This is a genomic window from Paenibacillus sp. Marseille-Q7038 (assembly GCF_965111595.1).
The window spans coordinates 1,560,001-1,582,190 of record NZ_CBCOOM010000001.1; the positions used below are offsets into that span (position 1 = coordinate 1,560,001).

General features: G+C 38.3%; 25 protein-coding genes and 1 pseudogene (1 of these 26 running past the window's edge). 4 read left to right on the forward strand and 22 right to left on the reverse strand.

All coding sequences use genetic code 11. From position 1 onward, the window contains the following. From ACWPWY_RS07605 to ACWPWY_RS07650, 10 genes are all read right to left on the reverse strand, one after another. Positions 1-1,097, reverse strand: the 5' portion of a protein-coding gene (locus ACWPWY_RS07605; RefSeq protein ID WP_454191109.1) for a cytosine deaminase. 172 nt of this gene lie to the left of the window's left edge; the window shows 1,097 of its 1,269 coding nt (coding positions 1-1,097); its start codon is at positions 1,095-1,097; its stop codon lies off the left edge, out of view. Further along, a complete protein-coding gene (gene codB / locus ACWPWY_RS07610) occupies positions 1,066-2,343 on the reverse strand; it encodes a cytosine permease (RefSeq protein WP_454191110.1) in 1,278 nt (425 codons plus the stop codon). The genes ACWPWY_RS07605 and codB overlap by 32 nt, the downstream gene beginning before the upstream one ends. Before the next feature lie 542 nt (positions 2,344-2,885). Beyond that, entirely contained in the window at positions 2,886-3,857 is a 972-nt protein-coding gene (locus ACWPWY_RS07615; protein WP_454191111.1) for a 3-oxoacyl-[acyl-carrier-protein] synthase III C-terminal domain-containing protein, read from the reverse strand. Between the two features lie 14 nt (positions 3,858-3,871). Then, positions 3,872-4,231, reverse strand: a complete 360-nt coding sequence (locus tag ACWPWY_RS07620) for a hypothetical protein (RefSeq protein WP_454191112.1) — start codon at positions 4,229-4,231, stop codon at positions 3,872-3,874. A 298-nt stretch (positions 4,232-4,529) separates the two neighbouring features. After that, positions 4,530-4,796 (reverse strand): hypothetical protein, encoded by a 267-nt coding sequence (locus ACWPWY_RS07625; RefSeq protein WP_454191113.1) that lies wholly within the window; start codon positions 4,794-4,796, stop codon positions 4,530-4,532. A gap of 318 nt (positions 4,797-5,114) precedes the next feature. Continuing rightward, entirely contained in the window at positions 5,115-5,657 is a 543-nt protein-coding gene (locus tag ACWPWY_RS07630; protein WP_454191114.1) for a cysteine hydrolase family protein, read from the reverse strand. 51 nt (positions 5,658-5,708) lie between these two features. Further along, entirely contained in the window at positions 5,709-6,368 is a 660-nt protein-coding gene (gene nadD / locus ACWPWY_RS07635; protein WP_454191115.1) for a nicotinate (nicotinamide) nucleotide adenylyltransferase, read from the reverse strand. A 39-nt stretch (positions 6,369-6,407) separates the two neighbouring features. Next, positions 6,408-7,271 (reverse strand): hypothetical protein, encoded by an 864-nt coding sequence (locus ACWPWY_RS07640; RefSeq protein ID WP_454191116.1) that lies wholly within the window; start codon positions 7,269-7,271, stop codon positions 6,408-6,410. A gap of 325 nt (positions 7,272-7,596) precedes the next feature. Continuing rightward, a complete protein-coding gene (locus ACWPWY_RS07645) occupies positions 7,597-8,769 on the reverse strand; it encodes an MFS transporter (protein ID WP_454191117.1) in 1,173 nt (390 codons plus the stop codon). A gap of 141 nt (positions 8,770-8,910) precedes the next feature. Further along, complete coding sequence (locus ACWPWY_RS07650; protein ID WP_454191118.1) at positions 8,911-9,675, reverse strand: MBL fold metallo-hydrolase; 765 nt, start codon at positions 9,673-9,675, stop codon at positions 8,911-8,913. 138 nt (positions 9,676-9,813) lie between these two features. Here ACWPWY_RS07650 and ACWPWY_RS07655 point away from each other — a divergent pair, with 138 nt between their 5' ends. Both ACWPWY_RS07655 and ACWPWY_RS07660 read left to right on the forward strand, forming a co-directional pair. After that, the gene (locus ACWPWY_RS07655) at positions 9,814-10,227 is read left to right on the forward strand and encodes an Lrp/AsnC family transcriptional regulator (RefSeq protein ID WP_454191119.1); all 414 of its coding nucleotides are present in this window, start codon (positions 9,814-9,816) and stop codon (positions 10,225-10,227) included. Positions 10,228-10,421: 194 nt separating this feature from the next. After that, a complete protein-coding gene (locus tag ACWPWY_RS07660; protein WP_454191120.1) occupies positions 10,422-11,750 on the forward strand; it encodes an exosporium leader peptide in 1,329 nt (442 codons plus the stop codon). A 148-nt stretch (positions 11,751-11,898) separates the two neighbouring features. Here ACWPWY_RS07660 and ACWPWY_RS07665 read toward each other — a convergent pair whose 3' ends face one another. The 5 genes from ACWPWY_RS07665 to ACWPWY_RS07685 form a co-directional block, all read right to left on the reverse strand. Next, positions 11,899-12,546, reverse strand: coding sequence for an MBL fold metallo-hydrolase (locus ACWPWY_RS07665; RefSeq protein ID WP_454191121.1), 648 nt, complete (start codon positions 12,544-12,546; stop codon positions 11,899-11,901). Beyond that, a complete protein-coding gene (locus ACWPWY_RS07670; RefSeq protein ID WP_454191122.1) occupies positions 12,533-13,216 on the reverse strand; it encodes a DsbA family oxidoreductase in 684 nt (227 codons plus the stop codon). The genes ACWPWY_RS07665 and ACWPWY_RS07670 overlap by 14 nt, the downstream gene beginning before the upstream one ends. Before the next feature lie 45 nt (positions 13,217-13,261). Then, complete coding sequence (locus ACWPWY_RS07675; RefSeq protein WP_454191123.1) at positions 13,262-13,585, reverse strand: ArsR/SmtB family transcription factor; 324 nt, start codon at positions 13,583-13,585, stop codon at positions 13,262-13,264. A gap of 534 nt (positions 13,586-14,119) precedes the next feature. Further along, positions 14,120-14,302: a hypothetical protein gene (locus ACWPWY_RS07680; protein WP_454191124.1), complete on the reverse strand. Its 183-nt coding sequence runs from the start codon at positions 14,300-14,302 to the stop codon at positions 14,120-14,122. Positions 14,303-14,322: 20 nt separating this feature from the next. After that, positions 14,323-15,162: an SDR family NAD(P)-dependent oxidoreductase gene (locus tag ACWPWY_RS07685; RefSeq protein ID WP_454191125.1), complete on the reverse strand. Its 840-nt coding sequence runs from the start codon at positions 15,160-15,162 to the stop codon at positions 14,323-14,325. A 355-nt stretch (positions 15,163-15,517) separates the two neighbouring features. On the opposite strand from ACWPWY_RS07685, the gene ACWPWY_RS07690 reads away from it, so the two are divergent. Further along, entirely contained in the window at positions 15,518-16,408 is an 891-nt protein-coding gene (locus tag ACWPWY_RS07690; RefSeq protein ID WP_454191126.1) for a LysR family transcriptional regulator, read from the forward strand. Positions 16,409-16,494: 86 nt separating this feature from the next. Here ACWPWY_RS07690 and ACWPWY_RS07695 read toward each other — a convergent pair whose 3' ends face one another. The 5 genes and pseudogenes from ACWPWY_RS07695 to ACWPWY_RS07715 all read right to left on the reverse strand — a co-directional run bounded on the left by ACWPWY_RS07695 (position 16,495) and on the right by ACWPWY_RS07715 (position 20,490). Beyond that, positions 16,495-17,139, reverse strand: coding sequence for a DUF3885 domain-containing protein (locus ACWPWY_RS07695; protein ID WP_454191127.1), 645 nt, complete (start codon positions 17,137-17,139; stop codon positions 16,495-16,497). A 43-nt stretch (positions 17,140-17,182) separates the two neighbouring features. Next, a pseudogene (locus ACWPWY_RS07700) lies at positions 17,183-17,467 on the reverse strand (aldo/keto reductase); the annotation flags it as partial. Between the two features lie 286 nt (positions 17,468-17,753). Beyond that, the gene (locus tag ACWPWY_RS07705; RefSeq protein WP_454191128.1) at positions 17,754-18,938 is read right to left on the reverse strand and encodes an epoxide hydrolase family protein; all 1,185 of its coding nucleotides are present in this window, start codon (positions 18,936-18,938) and stop codon (positions 17,754-17,756) included. A 99-nt stretch (positions 18,939-19,037) separates the two neighbouring features. After that, positions 19,038-19,982, reverse strand: coding sequence for a helix-turn-helix transcriptional regulator (locus ACWPWY_RS07710; RefSeq protein ID WP_454191129.1), 945 nt, complete (start codon positions 19,980-19,982; stop codon positions 19,038-19,040). Between the two features lie 94 nt (positions 19,983-20,076). Beyond that, positions 20,077-20,490 (reverse strand): hypothetical protein, encoded by a 414-nt coding sequence (locus tag ACWPWY_RS07715; RefSeq protein WP_454191130.1) that lies wholly within the window; start codon positions 20,488-20,490, stop codon positions 20,077-20,079. 136 nt (positions 20,491-20,626) lie between these two features. Here ACWPWY_RS07715 and ACWPWY_RS07720 point away from each other — a divergent pair, with 136 nt between their 5' ends. Then, positions 20,627-21,016 (forward strand): hypothetical protein, encoded by a 390-nt coding sequence (locus ACWPWY_RS07720; protein ID WP_454191131.1) that lies wholly within the window; start codon positions 20,627-20,629, stop codon positions 21,014-21,016. Between the two features lie 115 nt (positions 21,017-21,131). Here the strand turns inward: ACWPWY_RS07720 and ACWPWY_RS07725 are convergent, their stop codons facing one another. Together ACWPWY_RS07725 and ACWPWY_RS07730 are read right to left on the reverse strand one after the other, a co-directional pair. Further along, complete coding sequence (locus ACWPWY_RS07725) at positions 21,132-21,491, reverse strand: DUF3221 domain-containing protein (RefSeq protein ID WP_454191132.1); 360 nt, start codon at positions 21,489-21,491, stop codon at positions 21,132-21,134. 191 nt (positions 21,492-21,682) lie between these two features. Beyond that, the gene (locus ACWPWY_RS07730) at positions 21,683-22,168 is read right to left on the reverse strand and encodes an NUDIX hydrolase (protein ID WP_454191133.1); all 486 of its coding nucleotides are present in this window, start codon (positions 22,166-22,168) and stop codon (positions 21,683-21,685) included. Positions 22,169-22,190: the final 22 nt, after the last annotated feature.

The following is a 22,190-nucleotide window of genomic DNA, read 5'->3' on the forward strand; positions in this document are numbered from 1 at the left end:
CCTTCCTCAATACCATACATATCCTCGATATGCAGTGTTCTTGCGCTGTTTTTGGTAATAAGATCAATGGAATTCACGATTTGATCGTAACCTAGCAACTGCGAAGCATGGATACCCATATGCAGTACCTGAAGCATGTTGCCCGTTCCGAGCGGATACCATGGATCGAAGATATCATCGTGTCCGAAGCACACATTTAGACCGGCTTCCTGCAGCTCTTTCACACGAGTTAGCCCTCTTCTTTTCGGGTACGTGTCAAAACGTCCCTGCAAGTGGATGTTAACTAGCGGATTGGAGACAAAGTTCAGGTCCGCCATCTTCAGCAATCTAAACAATTTGTACGTATAAGCATCATTGTATGATCCCATCGCTGTCGTATGGCTTGCTGTCGTGCGGGAACCTAGCCCGCGTTCGTATGCTTCTTTGGCTACAACTTCCAAGAAACGGGATTGCTCGTCATCGATTTCATCGCAGTGAATGTCAATGAGACGATCATATTTTTCTGCGAGGTCAAAAGCAACCTTCATCGAATCGACGCCATATTCTCTCGTGAATTCGAAGTGAGGAATACCGCCGACCACGTCAACACCCATTTTCAGCGCCTCTTCCATGAGTTCCACACCATTCGGGTAAGAATGAATGCCTTCCTGTGGAAAAGCGACAAGCTGGATGTCAACGTATGGTGACATCTCTTCTTTCACTTCAAGCATCGCTTTCACTGCAGTCAAACTAGGATCGGTCACGTCTACATGCGTCCGTACATGCTGAATACCTTGTGCGATCTGCCACTTCAGTGCCGTTTTGGAACGTGTTTTGACGTCTTCATGGGTCAGGAATGCCTTACGTTCAGACCAGCGCTGGATGCCTTCGAACAATGTTCCACTCAAATTCCATTCCGGCTCGCCTGCTGTTAATGTTGTATCCAGATGAATATGAGGTTCAATGAATGGAGGCAGCACAAGAGCGCCGTTTACATCAAATACTTCCTCATTCGTTGTTACTTCCGAAGATTGCTTGATTTGCTCAAACTTTCCGTCTTTCACGACGATATTCCATAAACCTTCTTTACCCCGCAATTTTGCGTTCTGTATAATCATTTAAATTCCCCATTTCTTTGGATTCTTTCACAGGAACGATCACCATTAACACGATGTAGGCTGCCGCCGTACCAATCAGTGCATTGAGTGGCGTAATTCCCGGAGCTAGTTGAGCGAATGCAACTCCAATAGCCCAAGCCATCATCGCTACCCAGTTTACATTTTTGAATGTCATTTCGGCAAACGGTCTATAGTTTCTACGCTTCACAACAAAGTAGTCCGCGATGATGATAGCACCGATCGACGGAATCGCTGCGCCGAGCACATTCAGGAAACCAACAAAATTGTTATACATCCACATGGCAAATACAGTACCCACAATCCCGTTTACAATAACGAAGAACTTTTTCGAAATTTTAGTGATATTTGCAAAGCCTAAGCCGGAAGCGTAAAGGGCATTATCGTTCGTTGTCCAAATATTTAATCCCAGAACGATAATCGCAGGAACGATTAGTCCTTGCAGGAACATAACCTCCGAGATATCGGCCAGGTTATATGCCATTGCGCCGACTGCTCCGAACAGGAACATGAGCGAGTTACCTAAGAAGAACGAAATAACCGTAGCGGTAACTGCCTGTTTAGATGTTTGAGAATAACGTGCAAAATCTGGCGTCAACGTACCGCCGCTAATAAATGATCCAATACAAATCGTCAATGCCGCTGCCACGGTAATCGACTCTGTTGGCATGTAATCTAACAAACCTTGAAAACCGCCTAGTGTGTTTACTCCTTCAAATACGGAGTAACCGCCAAGAATGGCAATAGCGGGAACTGCAATATACCCAAGAATAACGAGTGACTTGATGCCGAAAATGGCTGTTGCTGTCATTGCTAAACCAAATATGAAAATCAAGAGATACACGTTCCAATCCATTGCTTTAGCGACTGGAACCGCGAACATCGCAACGCCGACACCAAACCATCCAACCTGTGTAAAGCCGAGCAGGAACGAAGGCAGATATGACCCTTTCCCACCAAACGAATATTTTGCTAACAAATGTGTGGAAAGACCTGTTTTAGCAGCAATGTGAGCCAGTGCTCCAGTATAGATGCCAAGAACTAAATTACCCCCAAGCACGATCCCAATGAACTGCATGAAAGTCAAACTAACTCCGAGCGTTCCCCCTGCCAGCATACTTGCAGAAAAGAAAGTGAACGCCAGCATAACTGAAAACGTCTTTCTAAAATTGTTTCTGTGCGTTTTCGGCACCTCTTGCCATGAAAACTCTTGATCTTGTTTACTCATCAGAATACCTCCAGGTTAAAGTCTCCTGATACCAAAAAAGCAGAAAAAAAGAGGCTACTTGTCAAGTCTCAAACTGACAAGTAGCCTCTTTTTCACATCATAATCCGCGCGAAGACACAGAGCATCCCATGACGGACTATGCCCAAAATCTCGCGTGATTATAAAATCCGCTGCCCTTGTCAGCCTCTCTGGACTGAATTAAAGGTACCAGTATTCAATTACAATCTATTATTTTAAAAAAGTATTCGTTTGTCAATGGTATCATTATCCATTAAATAATAACGGATTAATGTCTTCGATTAGCCACATAGTAAATAAGTGGACAGACTGGAGTGAGGAATGAAATTTACTCGTTATTAGATGAAGTGAAAATATCGACTGTTAAACGTCTCAGTAAAAGAGATCTCTAATCTTTTTTTACATAAAGCTCGTTCCAGGAGCAAAGAAAAGAGGCTCACACTGATTCGGAGAGCCTCTTTGGTAAAATTTGTTCGTTAACGTGAGAAAACGATTTTTACATAAAATAACTGCTTCACTTTATATTATAATCTGGCTAATAATCCACAGGAAGTAAAACCTGCTCCAACCGACCACATTATGTAGAGATCACCTTGCTTTAGCTTACCCTCTTCAATTGCATGATATAAAGCAAGAAATGGACTTGTTGTTCCCGTATAAGCATATTTGTCACCTACGTAAGTGAACTTTGATGCTTCCTCTTCTAATGATTCTTTTAAGTAATTAATCTTAGTCGAAAATAGCTGAGTCATTAAATAATGAGAAATGCTATCTTTGGTAAGACCATTATCTTTTAATAGATCATTTATTAAAGCGGGTGCCGTAGAGAACATGATATCGACTTTGTAGGAATCGGACACCCTTGTCTGGTTTATTTTTGAATTCTTAAATCCATGCTCAGGTAATACCAAATCTTCTGGTCTCTCAGAATGGGTGTAATAAGAAGAGTCAATTAAACCATAACCATCTTCTTCTACTCTTTCTAAAAGAATAGCACAGGCTGCGTCTCCGCTTAGGCCTTTATGTACCAAGTTTTCAGGTTTATAGAAGCTGCCAACTTGCTCAGATCCAACGATAAGCGCGTACTTCATTTTCGGATTATGTACCATTGCTCTACTTACTTGATCATAAGACACAACCATACCTGTGCAATTTGCATTCTGATCATAGATCGCACAACTGTGTTTACCACCAATTGCTTTATGAACAAAAGATGCATCGGTAGGAATATTATACTCGTGAGTACCAGACGATATGGTTATAAGGTCAATTTCATCACCACTTATATCTGCAGCTTGCAATACTTTTTTAGCAGCTTCAATTGCCATAGTAAGGGTATTTTCTTTCTCATCAGCTAGATATCTTTTATCTCTCCCTAAATGAGCCCACATGCCTAAAAGTTTCTCTTTATTTGGCGAAGAAGAAGCCATTTCTTCATTCGTATATGATTTTTCTGGATGATACACTGAAATCTGTTTTACTCTAACACTGGGCAAACAAAACACACTCCTTATATTCCTAGAATTGCTTTAGCTTCTTCCGTTGTTTTTACAAATTCACCTGTAAAACCTTCTACTTTTTTAGCAGTGTTGTGAAGCTGAATGTTAACAATTGTTTTCTTAGCTTCTACCATAATGCACCGTCCAAATTTAGAGTAGATTTCATAACACTCTGCTAAAACAGGTAGAATCTCTTGTTTAAATACAGCTAAGTTTGTAGAATCAATAACGATCGTTTGATTAGCAATCTGTGGTCCCAAAGTAGCTTTCAAATCAGCAACCTTTTGATTAGTTATCTCTAAGCTAGCGAACCCATTTAGATCTACCCAAATAATATTACCTTCATTATAAAACTTTGTAGTTGCTTCCATTTTTAGCATCTCCTTTTGAATTGTTTTCTTATACGAGATATTACTGACGAGCTTTTCTTAGTCCATCTCCTTTAAAAAGAGAACTTTTTTGTGAAGCCAATCATTAATTATCTTCTCGCTATAGCACTCCTCCTTTTTTAATATTTGGTCGCACAAAATGATTTATCGGCATTTTTTAGCTTAAAGTGAAGATATTGTATTTAAAATAATGATTATGAAGTTTACATACTCATACAAATAAAGATCTATTTTATTTTTCAATACTAAAAAAACTAGGCTCAAGTTACAGACGAAAACATTATATTTTTATATATTCTGTCCACTGCTTATACAGTTCAGGCTTGGTACACTGAAAGATCCCTTCAAAATCACGAGGGTTACGGATGGCTTTATTTAAAGCATCTATACCGTATCGATTCAGTACAAATTCCACCATCATATAGGAAAACTGAAATCCTTTCATTGTTTCAAAGTCCCATGTATCATTATCTAAATCATCAAAAGAAGGTATCGCTAGATTACGAATCATATCTTCCGTAGAACTTTTAATAAAGTCTTGCGTCATCAGTTTGGCTTCGTATTCCGCCTATTCCCAGCCTTATCCATTTCGGAGTAGAAGGATTAATGTCTTCGATCAGCCACATGGTAAATAAGTGGACAGCCCCTTTTAGAATAGATTCGTAGGTATGTTCAGGAGCTGGGTTTAGTGGAGAGACTAATTTTTGTTGATGGTCCGTAGTTTGAAATAACTTGATTACACTACTTAAACTTAGCAAAAAAACAGCCGGTCGTTTGATCGGCTGCTTCCTTGTTCTTATTAAATTAACGTTGTCTATTAGCTTCTTGTTATTATCAGATTGAATCGTTCCCATTGGTTTTGTATCTATTCAATAATCTCTGTATGGAAGCAACGCTTCATATGGTTGATCATTGTTTCTCCAAGATCCGTAAATGTTGCTACTCCTCGTTTATGAATGCAGGTTTTGAATCCTTCTGCATCAGCCCCTGCAACAGTTAGAAAGTCGCAAATATCCGTTGTCACCCCTACAGTATGGACCTTTTCTACTCCCAAACCTCGTAGCGTTTCAGCTAAATCCGTTTTAAAAAATGCATTATAGTTCGTTTTAGGCGAATAAAAGACATTTTCATGATGTTGATTCTCTTGAAACCAATCATATAAATCTCCGTACAATTGTTGCCCTTCTGTACCTTCAATATTATGTGGTGGCCATAATTTAAAATGCGGATCATTTGGTTGATGTGCATCCATTGAAACGACAACTACATTTCCTTCTGCTAAAAAACTTGATGCCAAGTCCCTAATATAAGGCACTATTTTTTGTGCTGGCTTACCCACCGTTAATGTTCCATGATCAGCTACAAAATCATTACTCATATCAACAATCACTAAAGCTTCTGCTGCCATTTTAAATCAACTCCAACTTTTTTATTTAGAAACTGTCATCATTCTTTTCTTTCAATCTTTATAACTTGTTTTAATGTCTCGATATAAATTGTGTTTCAGAATGTACTGATAACAAGTTTCAGGTAGTAAGTACCTTGGTTCGCCACCTAGTGCAAATTCTTGACGAATGTAGCTTGAACTGATTTCCATTGCTAACCCTTTATCAATCAAATGAAATCGCGAACCGTCATCGTAATTTCGCAGAAATGGACTTTTTGAAATTACTTTTGTCATGTCAATACCATCTCTAGCCATTACGATAAATTTGTTTGAGTCGATTAATTTCTCTCGATGACGCCACCGTTGATAGACGGGAACATCTTGATTATCGATATCACGTAACACGTCCGCTCCCATAATGAAAAAAACTTCATCGTTTGGAAATGTAGATCTGAAATACTCCATAGTATAATACGTATACTGTTTCCCAATTCCTGCACGCAAGGAAATTTCATAATCATCTGCCACAAATATCGGATTATCTTGAATGGCAAGTGAAATCATATTCCAACGATGTTCATCGTCCGTCTGCAATTGTTTGTCCATCCGATTACTAGCAGTGGGGAGAAAAATCACTTTGTCTAATTTTGCTCTGTGAGCAACAGTAGAAGCTGTCCATAAATGAACATTCGTGATCGGATCAAACGAAGAACCATAAATACCAATCTTCATGCAATAATCTCCTTTAGAATGAGACCTTATTGAATGAATCTATTTCGATTCATTCTTTCTCATCACAGCATCTTTTAATACCATCGCAATATCCTCTTTAATCGCAAGTCCTTTTTCTTCTATCTCCTGAGGAACGATTGCATCTTTCGGATTTATGGTAATGTAGTAGGCATTTGGAAAAGTATAAGTCATATTCCAGAACGGCTCTTTAATAAACATCGGGGTCATGGTTCCAACACCCAATTCCAGAAAAAGAATCTTTTTATCTTTGTTTTTGATAAGATATTGATTGTATTTTATTAATTCTTTTCTGTAGGAGCTTCCTTCCAGAAATACATAAGATCGCACCCATGGTTCCATTTCTTTTCCGCATGTCGGACATGTTGGAATTAACTCTGTTGGAATTCTGGTTCCTTCTATGTTTGCATACATGTTCTCAACTTGCTCTTTATTGTAATAGACATAATCATGACAACGGGAGCTACATTGAAAATATCGCCAATCTCCTTGAATTGGAGATACCTTCTCTTCAGGAAAAACCCTGGAAAACTGTGTGTCTTGATTCGTTGTAACAATGAAATAATCTTTATCTTGAAGTAATTTCAATAAATCAAGATAGGTTTGACCGACTTCGGTATCATTTACAAACTTAATTAATGTAGCAATATATGCCCATCGTTCTTCACTAGTAGAATAACGGTGATAAAAACCATGAAATATACTTTCAACACCATATTTCTCAGCGAATTTCCCGAAGTGTTTCAGGAATGTTTCGTTAGTCTCATACCAGTTATGTCCGTTTGCAGCAGACATCCCCGCAGCGCCACCCACTACAATCGCGTCCGCTTCTTTTATTTTTTGTAGTAATGTATTTATTTGTTCTTGATATTGTTGCGATAACATATTTTATTTGTCCTCCGTAATCATTTTCCACGGTTACCTCATTACAAGCATATTATATAGGTGGTATACATCCCGAGACAAGTATGTACTTTTTAGAAATATACTATCTTTAAAGATAGTGTAAATACAAAATGTTAGATAAGATGTGAAGAAGAACTCCTCATATCCAGATCCATAACTTTCGTTCTATCGTATTATCATGAGTTGACAATGTCTCGTTAGCAAAAAAAAGCATCCTGTATATATACAGGATGCTTCAGACTGTAGACCAACTAGCTTAAACTAGTTTTCCTATAGCCTTTTTTATGAAATTTAGTTATAGCCATTAGTTTTGAATGTTACGCTCTTTCTTTCCGTACAACAGATAATAAAACCAAAGCGTGGCTAATATAATGAATCCGAGTATTACATACAAACCATCATAACCTGTCACTGGGATGAGTAATCCAAGAATAGATGGGCCAAAACCATTTCCTAAATCATAAAATATAAAGAAAGTTGCAGTTGCTAAGCCAACTCGGTGGGGTTCAGCTAGACTGATTGCTATAGCTTGAGAAATGGAAGAAATATTACCAAACCCAAGAGCTACTAAAGCTCCTGCCAATAACAATATAGCACTGCTAGAAGCAGATCCTAAGAAGATCATTCCTGCTCCATAAATAATAAGAGCGGGGTATATGATAATGTTTGCTCCTTTTTTGTCCATCAATCGTCCTGTAAAAGGTCTTGATATCAATACAAAAACAGTATAGATCATAAAGAAGAAACTTGCTGCTTCTATTAATCCTAATTCCAAAGCATACACATTCAAATAAGAAACGATGCCCGAAAAACAAAATGCCATTATAAACATGATAATTCCGATCGGTATCGCTTTTGGCTCAATAAAGTCAGAGATTTTCAATCCTTTATCTTTCTTTATCGTTGCCTTATTCGTTACAGAAAACTTCACAAATATCCCGATGACTACATTTATAATTCCTAGGATCAGTGAAAAAGTGAAAATCATAGTAAAGTTAGCGTTTTGACTCATATTTAAACCAATAAATGGACCAATACCCGTGGCCAGTGCGGTACTGATTGCAAAGTAACTGATCCCTTCCCCTTTTCGTGAAGTAGGAAGGTTAAGAACGACAACTGTACTTACAACCGTAGTTATTATACCTAATGTGATCCCGTTCAAAAAACGACTTAAGATAAGAAAACCAATGTTAAAATGAACAAAGTAAAGTAATGTTGTTAAAATGAAAAAAAGTAACGAGGTCATCAAGATTTTTTTGGTTTGTATAAGACGTCCTGTAAATAAACGTCCTAATAATGAACCAATAATAAAGATCCCTGCTATGATTCCCGCCTCGCCAGTAGATGCATTAAATTCTTGAATTGAATATAGCGTAATCGTCGCATTTAATAAAAAGAAAATTAATGTCATAAAAAAATTGATTAACGAAAGAATAATAAAATTTTTCGTCCATAGTTTTGTATTAATCTGACTCATGGTTGTTCTCCTGCCTATCTTATGAATTCGGTAAATAAATAGATCCTTGATTTCACAAATAACTCGAGACCCTTGAAGGGGCTCGAGTTATTTGGTCATTTGTCTCCATAACGACTCATGATTCTTCCGTCGTCGTAGATTTTAAAAAGTGTACGATTCTCCGTCTTCAGGAACGAATAAACGGGAGGAAAATCCTTTTTCTTCTCCAAAACGTCTTAGCTCTTCTCTAGATAAAGTCCAGTGATTAACGCCTTCCATATGGACTGCGATAATTTTGGCGTCGGGGGATTCATTATGCACTTCATATACATCCTCTTTGCCCATGATAAGTAAGCCCATATCGTTCCAAGCATTGCCGCCAGCATTCACAATGATAATCTCAGGATTGTGGGTATTGATTTCTTTTTGGACACCTTCATACCATACTGTATCTCCAGCTATGTATAATGGCTTCTCGTTGGCATGTTTGAATACAACACCACATACCTGCCCCATCCTTTTTAACAGCTCTTCCCCTCTACCATGCTCGCCTTGTGTTTTAATTAATTGAATACCTTCAAAAATCGTATCTTCAGCAAGGATTTCTATTTGCTCGAAACCGTCATTTTTAACTTTTTCAGCATCTTCTTCGTTTTGAACAAAAACTTTAATTCCTTTAGGAAGCACTTCTTTTGCTATATCATCGTAGTGATCTAGATGCAAATGAGTCAGTATTACCGCATCGATATCTTTGATGATATCGTTAACTGACATCGGCAAATCTCTTATAGGATTTCTGATGTCCTCTCTGATTCCTGCAAAAAATGGAGGATACAGACCTTTCTCCGCAAGAACGGGATCGACTAAGAATTTTTTGTCTGCGTAATGGACAATGATTGTCGCATTTCGAATTTGTTGAATGAGCATATGAAAGAAAAATCTCCTTTTGTTATCTGTTTTGTTTCGCAACAGGGTTAAGTTTATACTAGAAGCTATGATTAATTACACAGTATAAATAAAGTATATTGTCCTTTTTACTTTATTTTTTAAAGGAGATGCGCTTGATTGGATCAAACAGACAAACGAATTATGGAAGAACTGACTCTAAATAGCCGAATTACAATGAAAGAATTAGGAGAAAGAGTTCACCTCACTGGTGCGGCAGCAGCAGCCCGTGTAGAGAAACTAGAGGATAATGGAGTTATTGAAGGGTACAGCATTAAGGTCAATCATATAAAATTAGGTTGCTATACGTATGCATTTCTTAATATCTACATCGAAAGTACACACCATCAACCATATCTCTCGTTCATTCAAGAAAAAAAGGATCACATCCTCAATAACTATAGAATAAGCAGTGATGCTTGCTATTTGTTAGAATGCAGGTTTACAAGTAACGAAGCATTAAACCAATTTTTATTAGAGTTAAACAATTATGCGAACTACAAATTATCCATTGTGATTGATAAAACCTTGTAGGCAACAACCTGAACAGCGTTTTTAGAACAAGATTATATTATTTGAATCATCTGACCTTATAAAAAAAGGAAGCCACATTGCACCAGGTGGCTTCCTTATTATTTTATTGATCACCTTTCTTGGATTAAACGGATGTAGCTTTGTCCAATCAAAGCCACTTTATTTAAAATATGATAGATTAAGGGGGGATTACTATGTCCATTTTTTCTACAGGGGTTATTGAAAATCGTAATCGTGAGGTTACTAATATTTCTGTCAGCATTTCCAATGAATCAACTGTCAATGCCAATGTTCAAGTTGCGGTATACTTCGTTCCAGCGATGGGGGTCAGCTCTGCTACGGTCTACTTTTTGAACGAATTTAGCTTAAATCCATTTAATACACCAGGTTCTATTCTTACCTTTGATAATATATATGCGAACTTTGATCAATTTGGAGTCCGTCTAATAACAGGACTTGAAGGGGCAGAAAACGTCGCGGTTACCGTAACGGGATTAGATAATTCGGCAAATCAAATTTTCGAGATTTTCCCTGGTGAAGTACTGGGTCCTCAAGGTCCGCCTGGCTCAATATGCTCTGATCCTTTACCCACAGCAACTCAGATTGTTTATGTAAATAAAGCAGGTAATGATGCAACTGCCGATGGAAGTAAATGCAAACCATTTCTCACGGTAACAGCAGCGATGGCCTCTATTCTAGATGCCTCTCCAACGAAACGGTATGCGATCTCCATTGGACCCGGTCAGTATATAGAGTCATTAATCCATCTTAAAGCAAATGTACAATTGGTCGGAACCAGTACACTGCTCACCCGTTTATCCATCCCCTTCGATATAAATGATCCTTCTTGGTTTGAGACCGGCTTTATAAATGATAACCGTTCGGGGTTTGTGGACCTGACTTTGTTAACGGCTCCTCTAAATTTTAATTTCGTAACTGCCAGCAGCTTCAGCGGCAAATTATTTTTTGTTAGTGTGAATTTAACCCCTGCTCCCACCTTCACCGCACTAACGACTTCCGTTAATCAAGTGAATATCCGTGATTCCATGTTATCGTCCGGTTACATTCAAAATGGGATTAATATGAGCCTTTTCTCTTCCTTCGTTTCTAGTGGAAATATCGTTATCAATTCACAAGCTACTACGGATACCCAAGTCAATCTAGTAGGCGGAGGAATAAATGGTAATATCATTGTTAATGTTCAATCCGGTCATATTCCCATAGATCCTTTGAATATAACGAGTTTTTCTATAACGGAAAATATCTTTAACCCTTTCCCTAACTCCGGGAGATTAATTGTAAATGGTATGAATAACGTCAGCACGAGGTTAAGAGCGACGGTAGATTCGATACCTATTCGATCTCGAGTGTCACTTACTGGAACGTCTACAACTTTGATTCGTGTTGATGATGCGTTTGGATTAGCCTATACACCTGCAAACCCTACAGATTGGACAGACCCTGATCCCACTACAGTGCAAGAAGCTTTAGATCGGATTGCTGCAAGTATTGGTCCTGTGTAGTTGCGTGTTGTTTCTTCATTATCATTGTCCGTCCCGAAAGGTTGTTTGCTGGCATAGACCTCGTTGAACAATATTCCCTATTCGTATATTTAAAAAGAAAACAAAAGACATATCTCCTGTACTCGACAGAAAATATGTCTTTTCATCTTTATAAACCGTATCTTTTCTTCTCATCACCAACCGTAGTTTTATCCGTATGACCATTATATAAAACAACGTCATCTGGTAAGGATAGGATCAAATTCAAACTTTTCATCAGGTTCTGTTCATTTCCACCTTCGTATTGAGTAGATCCAATATTACCTTTAAAGATGGTATCACCAACAAACGCTACTTTATCCCGTGGATTATAATACATAACTTGATCCATTGCATGACCGGGTGTATGTGTCATCGTTACTTTAAAATCTGAATTAGCCGTTAATTCAAACGTCTCACCTGATTTTACGTAATTCACATCATCAACAATGATATGTCGATTGCATAAAGCTGATAAATTCATTCTCGCATTTTGCACATATTTATGCCCGAGTTCGTGCATGTAAACAGGAATATTCAATTCATCTCTAATTTTATCGACTGCACCAATGTGATCAAAATGTCCATGTGTTAGTAGTATTTTTTCAATATGATAATCATTGGATTTGATCACACGCAATATTCTTTCGGCCTCAGCACCGGGATCAAATAAAAATCCATGTTTCGTTTCCTGATCTATATATAAAAATGCATTTGTAGAAAATACATCTTTTACTGTTATTTGATGTACGATGCTTTGATTGTTAATAGCATCCATCGATACCACAGCTCATTCCTGATACATCATTGTTCTGAATATCGTCTTGAATTGCTTCTTTTAGGGCCATTTTAAATGTTTCTACATTCTGAGCACCATTCAAAGTAAATTTTCCATTAATCAAAAAGAAAGGTACGGCTTGAATTCCCATTGAATATGCCTGCGATTCATCTTTACGTACATCACTTTCGAATTCATTGGAATTCAGAACTTTTTCCACTTCATTTTCATCCAGTCCATTTTTCACAGCAATATCTTTTAAAACATTTTTATCACTTAACTCTAAATTATCTGTGAAATAAGCTTTGAATAAATCTTCTACAATGGTTTTGTTCCCTTGTTTCTCTGCATAATGTGTTAAGCGATGAGCATCCATCGTATTTGTATATTGTGTAGTGGAATATCTAAAATCAATACCTTCTTCTTTACCCAACCGTTCGATTTGTCTTATTCTTTCAGCCGCCATGGCATTAGATAAACGATATTTTTTTGCGAAACGATCTTCTGTACTAGATACGACTTTGTAACTCGCATTAGGATCTAACTCAAAACTTCTCATTTCAATAGTCACTTGATCTTTAATTCCTAGATCATTCATCGCTTTTTCCAATCTTTCTTTTGCGATATAACAGTAAGGGCATGCATAATCTGACCATATTTCAATTTTCATGATTAATACCTCTTTCTCTTTCATTTATTAGTTGTCTCTAAAAATCTATAACTTTGTTCCTATAAAGTTTGCTAACTCATGTATGAGTTGCTCATTACGTTTATAGTACGTCCACTTTCCGATACGAGTTGCTTCGACCAGCCCTGCACGTTGTAAAGTTGCTAAATATTGAGATGTTGTAGACTGATTCATTCCCAGCTTATCTCTAATCTGACTTACACAGACCCCTACTTCATTCATTTCCTCTACCCCTTGTCGCGTTGTATCAAAATGAGTAGTGGGATCTTTTAACCAGTATAGTATCTTCAGTCTCGCTTCATTAGATAATGCTTTAAATAACTCAACCTGATCAAATTGAATATCCGTCATATCTTCACCTCAATATCTTTTACACATATCATCATATCACAATATTCCGATATGTAAATATGTAAGCTCATGGTTATTTATCCCTTAGAAACCTTTGGTACTATAATGTAATATAACAAACAGAAATTATCGCTACATTCGATCAGCAAAAGCTTTGGGAAATTTTACGTATGTCAAAACAAACATGGCGAACTCTCTCGGTTAGAAAATTCGAGAAAAGATCGCCGTCCAACAAAAAATATCTATTTTATAGTGACTACACGAAGTAGCTTAGAACCATTTTGTCATCTTCTCTACTTGGTAAAGTATCTTTCCCCAATAGCTTACCAAGTATGAATTTTTACAACATAAAATCAACTTGGTAACCCTGTTTTAATAATGATAAATGAGATGATTACAAACGCTCAGGAAAAGTATTTTTTTCTCAGGAATGGATTTTCACGAACCTAACCTCGAACTAACCATAATTGTGACCAAAAGAGATCGAAAGTTGATTGACGATGGTTGACTATTTGATTCGTTTGTCATCTCTAATCAACTACCAGAAGGTTCTTCCATTCCCATTGTCACTAACCGAAGAATCAGCTCGGCAGCGCGCTCTGCAGTTCTCGGCGTAGAGGGTCCGCCCATATCCATATTTACCCAGCACGGATCGGCTGCATAAATTTTGATATCTCCTCGAACTTCTGCAGAAGTAAGTTGGGTCAATGCATTCATTGCAAGTTCAAATGATATGTTTAGGCGTCAAACGCCATGGACCTAGAGAGATCACGGTAACCATTAATCTGCATTTGGAGGTCTGCGATTTTTCGCTCTGCAATGTCGATCGCGTCAGCACCTGCAATGAAGCGTCGTGGCGGTTGCGTTTCGCTTGCAATCATGAGAAGAGCTTTCGCGAGCTTTTCCGGATCCCCGGGTTGCTGCCCGTTCTGATTATTAAAAAACTCCATTTGACTACTTCTACGGTCTGCATAATCTTCGACTGTCGGCTTAGCGAACGTTGACGATGCCTCCGTAAGAAATTCCGTGCGGAAAAAACCTGGGTTGACAATGGTCGCATGAATACCAAATGGAGCTACCTCAAGCGTCAAAGCCTCCATCCATCCCTCAAGCGCAAATTTTGATGCACTATAAGCGGAATTAAACTCAAAACCGGAAATGCCGGCTCCTGAAGAGATCGAGATGATATGACCAGAACGCTGTTTGCGCATCACAGGTAATACGGCCCTGGTAACGTTCATGGAGCCAATGAGCGCCACCTGCAACTGACGTTCGATTTGCTCGGGGGTCAATTCCTCGAAGAATCCCCCACAGAAATGTGCGGCATTATTAACGAGCACATCGATGGTCCCGAACTGATCGATTGCCATCTTAACTGCCGATTTCGCATCTGCAGGTTGGCATACATCCAAGGGAACAACTAATACATTCTCGGAATCACCTATTGCCTTTGCCACCGATTCGGGATTACGGCCGGTAGCCACAACCTTATGTCCCGCGTTTAAAGCAGCTTTCGCGATATTTCTACCCATCCCTCGACCGGCACCCGTGATAAACCAAACCTTTGTCGTATTCATGTTATTCATTCCCTCCCGTTTTCTTTTCATTTTAATGTGACAATAATGATTAAATCCTACAGAGGATTACACTTGACGGGAATTACCATGTCCTGTTTCATTCATCTAGTCCAGCCACTGATCCAGTTACGAAACCATGGTGTTCCTGGTCTAATTAGTTTCTTCCCTCCGGTCTCATCCACCGTAGGAAGTAACCATTTCAAAGCAAAATTCTATAATGATATCAACAAATACCTCTTTCACTATTAAGTTTAGCGTGCGAATTATGTATAGCAAATACTTATATCTTATAAACAGATATGCTTGAAAGGCATTTCTAAAAAGACTATTGTAAAAACATAAAGGAGGAATCTAGATGGAAGTTAGAGTTTTGAAATATTTTCTTACGGTTGCTAGAGAAGGTAGCATTACGGCTGCTGCAGATTTTTTGCATGTTACACAGCCCACTTTGTCCAGACAACTAAAAGACCTTGAGAAAGAGTTAGGTAAAAAACTATTTGTTCGCAGTAGTCACAGTATCATTCTCACAGATGAAGGAATGCTTTTAAGAAAACGAGCGGAAGAAATCGTGGAAATGTTCGATAAACTAGAGACGGAATTTGAATCTATGGAAGAAGTAATAAATGGGGATATTTATATAGGCGGTGGGGAAACCGAAGCCATGAAACAGATTGCAGCGGTAGTAGGAGACTTACAGTTCAGCAATCCAAATATACGGTTTCACCTTTACAGCGGAAACGAAGATGATGTAACGGAGCGGCTTGACAAAGGACTGCTGGACTTTGGTGTTCTAATTCAACCAGCGGATGTATCAAAGTATAATTATATCAATCTCCCTGTTAAGGATGTTTGGGGAGTTATTATGAGAAAAGACAGTCCACTTGCTTGCAAAGACACCATTCAGCCAACGGATTTACTAAATGTCCCGCTAATCTGTTCACGACAAGCCATGAAGCAGACATTTTCGAAAAATGAATTTGCCGATTGGTTTGGAGAAGATTTTTATAAATTAAACGTCGTTATTACATATAACCTTGCGTATAATGCTGCCATAATGGTTGAACAAGGTGTTGGTTATGCATTAGCACTTGATAAAATCGTGAACACGTCTAATGAAAGTAATCTTTGTTTTAAACCACTAGAGCCAAAGCTTGAATCTAGCTTAAATATAGTTTGGAAAAAACATCAGGTTTTCTCGTCTGCTGCCGATTTGTTTTTAAAAGAAATTCAGGTTAAATTTGCTTGAAGTAAATAAAAATGACCTTCTATAGGCTAGAGGGTCATTTGGTTTGACGAGATCGTCAATCTAGGAAAGAATAGAAATTCGCTAAATTAAACTGAACTTTCAAAATTCCATCCGGTATAGGTACCATATTTTTTGCCATACATACTCATAAGATGTGTTTGATAATCTATAAGCGCTAAGGCCTGCCTTTTGGTAGCTTTAAAAGTGACTATTTCATTCATTGTAGATGTCTGTTCAATCTCGAATGATGTGAGTGCGATTTCTTTTGCAAACTTACTAGCGTTTATGAACGGAATCTCAAAATGATGCGATATGTGACAAGTATTCGTTTTTCTAAGGTCGATATCGGAAGCAGCAACTTTTTTTTCGTTGAGTTCACACCGAATCTTTCGTTCTTGATCTGTTTCAATTATACCTGCGAGCCCTTCAGCGAATAGTTCGTCAATTTCATATCGGTTATAATCCAAAATCCATTTTCGATATGAATGGTAAATAGGCAAAAGAGTGTCTTTTTCGAAACTAAAAACATCACAGCCGCGATCATCATACATATGAAACAAAATGCCTTTTGTTTTGTTATACAAATAGATCTGCCCACCAGCCATCGGTTTCCGCATAAAGTCAGCATTTACAATACATTCAACTACATATGCCATTCGGATTTCTTTCGCCTTAACTTCAACAAATCGAATATATGGATCATGAACTATCATTTCTTTTAAAATATTCACTGTAGAAATCCCCTTCTAGATGTAACTTTACTATTTTTCGCAACTATTCTGATCGATTTTTAGCAACATCATAGTGCTGGCTTGGCCAATGCTGTAAATACAAATCAATATAGTCTGTTTTCAAGCGATCTAAGCTTGCTTCTGCTGCTTCAAGAACACCTCTGTAAGAACAATTATTCGCTGAAACTTTACTGACTAGGAACACGTCGTTTCTAATATCATGAATGGCTTGTCCAACAATTTTCTCAGCTCCTCCACTTCCATATTCTTCAGCAGTATCAGTTAAGTTGAGCCCCTTTCTAATACCATAACGCAATGCCTCTACTTCATCTTTTTCTTTCCTCGTATCTTCCCCATATTTCTAAGTCCCCTGACCAATAACTGGGATATCTACTCCCGTATTACCTAACTTACGATAATGCATCAACACAGCCTCCTATAAGAGTAGTACTCTTTGTTTCTAATTCTATTACACTTTTGATTCGTGTTAGCGTAAAGATGGCCTGTCAACAATGAGCTATTCCCCGTAGTTCAATAATATCTAACTACCTAAATTTCAGGTTATCTCTCCAGAAATATTACTTGCTGTGTGTTCTATAGGATATTTACTAGTATTAACGAAGTTGACTAAAGAACAATCGGATGTCATTAACTAATAAATCAGGTGCTTCCATTGCTGCAAAATGACCTCCGCGATTGAACTCAGACCATTGTATGATATTATGTTCGCGTTCAACAAAACGACGAATCGAAACATCTTGCGGAAAAACCGCTACAGCGGTAGGAACTTTAGAGCGTTTTGCAGGAATCCCCCAGGATTTAGCTTCCTCTTTATAAATTCGTGAAGATGACCCTGCCGTTCCGGTTAACCAGTACAATGTGACATTTGTTAGCAATTGATCGAGATCAACCGCATCTTCTGGAAGATGTGCCATGGGGTCTGTCCATTCTTTGAATTTCTCAACTATCCAAGAAAGTTGACCGACAGGGGAATCCGTTAGTCCATAAGCAAGTGTCTGAGGTCTTGTAGATTGTATAATTGCATAACCGGTAGTTTCATAACCTCGGTCAGTCAACGTTTCATAGCGCGCTCGTTCGGTTTCCGTTAAATCATGTGATTCTACAGAATCTCCAGGCGGAAACGATTTAAGACCATTTGTATGTACCCCAATGACAGAGTCTGGTGTAAATCGTCCGAGTTCTGGTGAAACCAGTGCTCCGGTATCCCCACCTTGTGCACCGTAACGCTCATAACCTAGTAGGCTCATCAGTTCAGCCCAAGCTCTGGCAACCCGACCAATGTTCCAGCCTACCTCCGTTGTCGGTCCTGAAAAACCAAAACCGGGTAGCGAAGGTATAACAACATGGAAAGCATCTACCGGGTTACCACCATGAGCACGGGGATTGGTTAGGGGGCCTATAATGTTCATGAACTCTACGATTGAACTTGGCCAACCATGTGTGATGATGAGTGGCATTGCTCCTGATTCTGGAGAACGAACATGAATAAAATGTATGTTCTGTCCGTCTATGGTGGTGGTGAACTGTGGGAATTGGTTAAGAGATTCCTCATGTTTGCGCCAGTTATATTTGGACTTCCAGTATTCCGTCAATTCCTTGAGATAATCAACGGGAGTACCATACTCCCAGCCTACACCTTCCAAACCATCTGGCCACCGGGTGCGCGTTAAACGATCTCTTAAGTCATCAAGATCACCTTGTGAAACATCAATGCGGAAAGGCTTGATCTCAGCATGCTGGTGACTACGGGGCAAACTTTGTTGTTCTGAATAAGTCATTTTTGATAAGCCTCCTCAAATTCATCTTATTATCTTGTGACTGATTACTGTGTTGTCTTTATAAACTGATAATAAACGAGGCTTGTTGACAACTGTGTGTCAACGATCAATATAAAGTTTTGATATCTCTATAGCACTTTTTCGAACCGATTCTACAATATACGATGGTTCAAGAATGAACACATGGGTCCTAAATTGAAGTAAAAAGCCAATTAACCAGTCGTTATCCGGGAATCGGACTCGAACGATAAGTGAACCATCGGTTTGCCGTTCAATTTCATCCGGATCAAAATGATCTTCGGCTTGAACCTTAGCGGGTCCTGTAAATCTAAGAACCAGATCGACCATCTTGGAAGCTTTTTTCCGATCCCAATTTTCATTCACCTTAGGCTGCATCACCATTCGGCCCTGGAACGTATCCTCAAGGGAGATTAAATTCCGGATTCGAGACAGCCTGAAAATACGGTTATCATCTCGCTTTAAGCAATAACCGTGGATATACCAAGTGTAGCCTTTGAGCACTAACCCCATAGGTTCAATACTACGTTCTGTTTCTTCTCCTTGTCCGTTAATATACGTAAAATGGATCAATCTTTTATCTCTTATGGCTCTATAGAGCATGTCATACTTGTTTCGTTCTGAAGGGCTGTTTTTCCACGGATTTAAGTCTATGATAACTTGATCAGCACTAGCCATATGACTTTGTTCTGCCATAGAGACTAATGCGCCAACTTTATCGAGAAGCCCGTCCAAATTCCGTTTACTAAATGCTTGTGTAGATTGAAGACCTCGTAAAGCTGTAGAGAGAGAAATAAGTTCATCAATTGAAAGCAATTGCCGATCCAATCGAAAGTTTTCAATGATTTCGAACCCGCCTTCCACTCCTGTGTAAGAAACAATAGGGATTCCAGCTAGATTTAATGATTCCAAGTCGCGATATATTGTACGTAATGAAACTTCCAAACGATCAGCCAATTCTTGAGCCTTTACACGTTTTCGGTTTAATAGAAGGATAGTAATAGCCATAAGTCGTTCAAGTTTCATTGTTGTCCCCCTGTTCAGTGGATAATTTGACGCTTACTTGAAAAAGATCCTTCACCTTAAAAATGCAAAAAACGCATGAAATGAACACTGCATTTCAAGCGCTAATAAAATTGTAAATAAGCAGATTCAAAATGTTTTTCAAAAAGTCGTATTTGTTGTCGTCAACTTTAATAAAATAATTCATTGAGTCAGTAGACCAAATAATACTCTCTCCCGTATCAATTTTATAAAATACTTTTACAGTGAGAATATCATTTTCTATCAAAATCACTTCATTTTCTGGTCGAATTAAATATCCGTATAAAAATGGAGATAATATATTGATAAGATTCGAATTAAAATGACCCATCTTTTCAACATGATCAGAATGAGTGAGTAAACGTATAGAATACTTAGATGGTTCCGGTGGCTTTTTAGTGAAATCATATACTAAACTTCCCCCAACCATTAAAATAATAATTAAAACCATGATGAATATCCCTCTAAAATCTTTCAATCTAGTGCTCATTCCGCTCCACCCCCTCTAGTTTTTCTTAATAACAGTCCAGTAAGGAGTGTCTCCAAGGTGATGGAAGATAGAATAACTATAACTGCACTAATTAATCTCATCGTGCAACCAACTCAAAATAATAAAAGAAGGATGGATGAAAGAAGTTGAAGACAAAAAAGAAGTGGTATGCATTGTCGGTTGTCTTGTTCTAGTACTAATGCTTGGTATTTGGTACATTTTAAGTTCTGATATTTTGTTAGGATGGCCATCTCCATCTAAGCAACAGGAATATTACAGAGGCACTATTGTTGAAATCGTTGAGGAGAATTCCACAATTGATGGAGATAAAGTACTTCATTCTATAAAACTCGACACCGGAGATGTGTTAACAGTAACTAGAAATACAATGTTTTTTGACCAGACGAGTACTGTCAAACGAACAGAATCCGATTTTGGTATAATACAAGAAGGTGTTGAAGTTGAAGCATGGAGTAGACAAGTCAATAATCATATGTTTGAAGCATTTGAAATAACAGTGAAGTAGAAGATCAATAAAAAACTAGACTTGATCAAGGCTTGTTTTCGATGAACCCACCCATACGAATATGCATGTAAAGAGATCGGGCGGCTGGAGAGAAGAATATTTAAATGCCGCCTTCTCAATCCTTACGTCTTTCTATCTGACCAGCTATAATTTGTGGGGGATCGGACTGCATTACAGCATGTTCACCTTTGTCATTCGTTTTTGGGGTTACCTTCACTCTTTCGCCTATCTGAAGCTCGTTATAGAGCTGGGTATCCTCGACAATATAGTTAATTAATTCGACGTTATTCTTTTTGAGGTCAGCAAAGGTCTTACTTTCAGAATCCTTCTGTGTAATATTCTTCGCTACTAAGATTTTTTGGTCTTCCTTCGAAATAATATAATCCCCCTTAGTGGCTTCGGGCGACGCATTGCAACCGTTAAGTATACATATGGCAAGTACTAAGGTTACTCCTAAAACTAACTTTCTCATCATTTCAACTCCTTCGCGTAAATCTTTCTACTTTTTTAGACGAAGATGGAATAGATTTGTTACGTAAACTAACCGTACGTTTAACGAAAAATAGAGCTGCTGCCAACCGGCAAACTGCTCTATGCTGCTTCTGCACTAACGTTTCTCGTAAGTACAAAGATTTATAAAAAAGTGGATATATTGCTCTTTAACAGCTACACATGCCTTTGAAGCTTGATACTACATTCTGATGTTGTCGTGGTGACATACTCCATATAATTTACAGAGCCGTTAAAGTTTAAATAGGCTTCATAACGCATGCGGATAGCAGGTAAAGTAATGAAATCCAGAACATTTTCCTTTGAAACCCACCTGCAATCGCTCGTTTCATTAGAAGTAGCTAACTCTCCACCCACGGCTTTGCACACGAAATCAAACATAACCTTCGTAGGAACATCTGTCACACCGTCATACCACTTATGAATCGCCGTATTAGAAACAATGCTAACTATATAGCTAACCGTGGCGTCTATTCCACTTTCCTCTTTAATTTCACGAATCACGCCATCCATCAGGTTTTCTCCAACTTCCGTTATCCCACCAGGATATACCCAACCATCGTCATGGGCTTTTACTAATAGGATATTTCCATTTCCATCTTCTACAATTCCGCCAGCTGATACAATATGGGCCGGAAACACCAATTAAAAACCTCCTAATACA

Coding starts and splice junctions, on each gene's coding strand:
- codB (WP_454191110.1), bottom strand. CDS start 2,343: ATGAGTAAACAAGATCAAGAGTTTTCATGGCAAGAGGTGCCGAAAACG.
- ACWPWY_RS07620 (WP_454191112.1), bottom strand. CDS start 4,231: ATGGAAGCAACTACAAAGTTTTATAATGAAGGTAATATTATTTGGGTA.
- ACWPWY_RS07625 (WP_454191113.1), bottom strand. CDS start 4,796: ATGACGCAAGACTTTATTAAAAGTTCTACGGAAGATATGATTCGTAAT.
- ACWPWY_RS07630 (WP_454191114.1), bottom strand. CDS start 5,657: ATGGCAGCAGAAGCTTTAGTGATTGTTGATATGAGTAATGATTTTGTA.
- nadD (WP_454191115.1), bottom strand. CDS start 6,368: ATGAAGATTGGTATTTATGGTTCTTCGTTTGATCCGATCACGAATGTT.
- ACWPWY_RS07640 (WP_454191116.1), bottom strand. CDS start 7,271: ATGTTATCGCAACAATATCAAGAACAAATAAATACATTACTACAAAAA.
- ACWPWY_RS07645 (WP_454191117.1), bottom strand. CDS start 8,769: ATGAGTCAGATTAATACAAAACTATGGACGAAAAATTTTATTATTCTT.
- ACWPWY_RS07650 (WP_454191118.1), bottom strand. CDS start 9,675: ATGCTCATTCAACAAATTCGAAATGCGACAATCATTGTCCATTACGCA.
- ACWPWY_RS07660 (WP_454191120.1), top strand. CDS start 10,422: ATGTCCATTTTTTCTACAGGGGTTATTGAAAATCGTAATCGTGAGGTT.
- ACWPWY_RS07665 (WP_454191121.1), bottom strand. CDS start 12,546: ATGGATGCTATTAACAATCAAAGCATCGTACATCAAATAACAGTAAAA.
- ACWPWY_RS07670 (WP_454191122.1), bottom strand. CDS start 13,216: ATGAAAATTGAAATATGGTCAGATTATGCATGCCCTTACTGTTATATC.
- ACWPWY_RS07675 (WP_454191123.1), bottom strand. CDS start 13,585: ATGACGGATATTCAATTTGATCAGGTTGAGTTATTTAAAGCATTATCT.
- ACWPWY_RS07680 (WP_454191124.1), bottom strand. CDS start 14,302: ATGAATGCATTGACCCAACTTACTTCTGCAGAAGTTCGAGGAGATATC.
- ACWPWY_RS07685 (WP_454191125.1), bottom strand. CDS start 15,162: ATGAATACGACAAAGGTTTGGTTTATCACGGGTGCCGGTCGAGGGATG.
- ACWPWY_RS07690 (WP_454191126.1), top strand. CDS start 15,518: ATGGAAGTTAGAGTTTTGAAATATTTTCTTACGGTTGCTAGAGAAGGT.
- ACWPWY_RS07705 (WP_454191128.1), bottom strand. CDS start 18,938: ATGACTTATTCAGAACAACAAAGTTTGCCCCGTAGTCACCAGCATGCT.
- ACWPWY_RS07710 (WP_454191129.1), bottom strand. CDS start 19,982: ATGAAACTTGAACGACTTATGGCTATTACTATCCTTCTATTAAACCGA.
- ACWPWY_RS07715 (WP_454191130.1), bottom strand. CDS start 20,490: ATGAGCACTAGATTGAAAGATTTTAGAGGGATATTCATCATGGTTTTA.
- ACWPWY_RS07720 (WP_454191131.1), top strand. CDS start 20,627: ATGAAAGAAGTTGAAGACAAAAAAGAAGTGGTATGCATTGTCGGTTGT.
- ACWPWY_RS07725 (WP_454191132.1), bottom strand. CDS start 21,491: ATGATGAGAAAGTTAGTTTTAGGAGTAACCTTAGTACTTGCCATATGT.